This window comes from Microseira wollei NIES-4236, from assembly GCF_020521235.1.
In the GTDB taxonomy this organism is placed as follows: Bacteria; Cyanobacteriota; Cyanobacteriia; order Cyanobacteriales; family Aerosakkonemataceae; genus Microseira; species Microseira wollei.
The window spans coordinates 1-2,154 of the sequence record NZ_BLAY01000404.1; the positions used below are offsets into that span (position 1 = coordinate 1).

A 2,154-nucleotide genomic window follows, 5' to 3' on the forward strand; every position below is an offset into this window, starting at 1 on the left:
ACACCTTCTTCATCCGGGAGCGTGGTAGCCCCGTCAATTTATTGCGGGGTGGAAACGCGACCCGTGCGATTTTAATCGCAGTCAGTATTATTTTGAGTGATGTGGATCATTAATATAAGCTTCGATAATAGCAGAACTAACTTTCCCTGTGGAGTCATAAAAATAAGCATGAGTCCACAAAGTAGGCAACTTGAGTAGATGCGGAAATTCTTGCCTCAGATATCGTGAAGACCTACCTTTAAAAGCTTTAACTATGGAATTAATAGGAGTATTAGGATCGTACTCTACCAAAAGATGTACATGAGCGGGGGCTATTTCCAAGCATTTAATGATCGATTGTTTTTCATTTGCTACTTCGGTTAATATCTGGCTTAAACGAAGTTTTACATCTCCCACTAATACTGGCTTTCGTCGTTTAGGTATCCAAACCAGATGAACCGTTGCTGCCCCAACGGAATGATTGTTGTGCCTGTACTGCCTGTTGTTCGCCTTCATTTTCTGTATGTAGCTGCAAGCTATTGACAACAATTTTAGTTGAGCTTAGTATATAGCAACAAGCCAAAAACAGAGCTAGGGGGGTGATGCAAGTTGGTACGGAGTACAGCAACGGTGTTCATTACCGAAATTCCTTTGATAGTAGACAGTAAGCAAGAATCAGAATTATTGTCTCGTTTTCAAGCAGCGAGACAACTTTATAATGCTTGTCTAAACGAAGCAATGGTGAGAATGAACTTAGGAAAGCAACTCCGAGATATATCAATCAGCCAAAATTATATAAAAAAAAAAAATAAAAAACGGAGTGATGCTTTTATCGCTGCCCGTAAAGGTTACAGATATTCTGATTACGAGCTCCAAGCCTATGCAACAATTGTCAGCAATAAATCAAAATGGATAGCAGAGAATATTGACTCTAATACCCAACAAACTTTAGCTACTCGCGCTTTTAGATCCAGTGAAAAAGTCTTGTTGGGGACTGCCAAAAAAGTTCGGTATAAAGTGGCAAGTAGATTGAGAAGCGTTGAAGGTAAAACCAATAAACAGGGGATTAGATGGAAAAATAATCAATTAGTTTGGGGGAAATTAAAACTAACTGCAATTATTGATTATAATAACCCCGTAATCCAACATGGGTTAAAATCCCCAGTTAAATATGTTCGGTTACTTTGGCGTGAACTCAACGGTAAACGGCGTTGGTATATTCAGTTAGTTACCGAAGGAGTGCCATACCACAAAGAAAAAAACTATATTTCTGATGGTGTTATTGGACTAGATTTGAACATTTATAACATAGCCTTTGTTGGGGATAAACAAGCTGGATTGTTACCTTTTGCTGATAAAGTTCCCAGTTATGCTCGAAAAATTAAAGCATTGCAACAAGCTATGCAACGCTCACAACGGGCGATTAATCCAGAAAACTATGAGCCGAATTTTCAAGATAAAGTAGGACGCAAAGTTGTTACCAAGAAAGGTAAAGCTAAAAAGGGGAAACAACGATGGAATAAATCTAAAGCTTACATTAAAGCAGCCCATAAAAAACGTGAAATAGAACGCAAAAAAGCGGCTTACTCTAAATCTCAGAATAGAAAAATTGTTAACGAGATTCTGAAACATGGGAAACATATAAAAACTGAGAATGTCTCGGTTAAAGCTTGGCAGAAACGCTATGGAAAAGCTATTTCTGCTAAATCCCCAGGTTTTGTGCAATCTGAACTGAAACGCAAGGCTGAAAGTGCTGGCGGTTCATTCACCAAGTTTTCTACTTCATCTACTGCGCTGTCTCAAACTCATTTGAATGGTGAACGCATCAAGAAATCACTTTCAGAAAGAGTTCATTACGATGTAACGGGTGTGATTATGCACCGAGATTTGTTTAGTGCGTACTTGAGTAGATTCGTTAATGACGAAGACAGCCTTCTATTGCATCTCGCTCTTAGTGAGTGGGAAAGGTCGGAGCCTTACTTAATGCAGGCATGGGAGGAATTTCAAATAAACTGCGAACAATTAGGCGAGTCCGAAAGTAGGCTGAGTCATTCACCCTCTGAGCAGTTCTGCATTAAGCTAAGAACAGTTAACCAGATAGCTATTTTTCGAGCGAAAAGTTAACTCCAATTCTTAGCCTGAATCCCCGTCGATTTATCGCGGGGAGTGGCTCAA

Annotated in this window: 2 protein-coding genes; one reads left to right on the plus strand and one right to left on the minus strand. The window is 39.4% G+C overall.

What is annotated here, in order from left to right; genetic code table 11:
* Nucleotides 1-87: 87 nt before the first annotated feature.
* On the minus strand, nucleotides 88-495 hold the full coding sequence (tnpA, locus tag MiSe_RS48740; protein ID WP_226594700.1) for an IS200/IS605 family transposase: 408 nt from the start codon (nucleotides 493-495) through the stop codon (nucleotides 88-90).
* A 93-nt stretch (nucleotides 496-588) separates the two neighbouring features.
* Here tnpA and MiSe_RS48745 point away from each other — a divergent pair, with 93 nt between their 5' ends.
* Entirely contained in the window at nucleotides 589-2,103 is a 1,515-nt protein-coding gene (locus MiSe_RS48745) for an RNA-guided endonuclease TnpB family protein (RefSeq protein ID WP_444980649.1), read from the plus strand.
* Nucleotides 2,104-2,154: the final 51 nt, after the last annotated feature.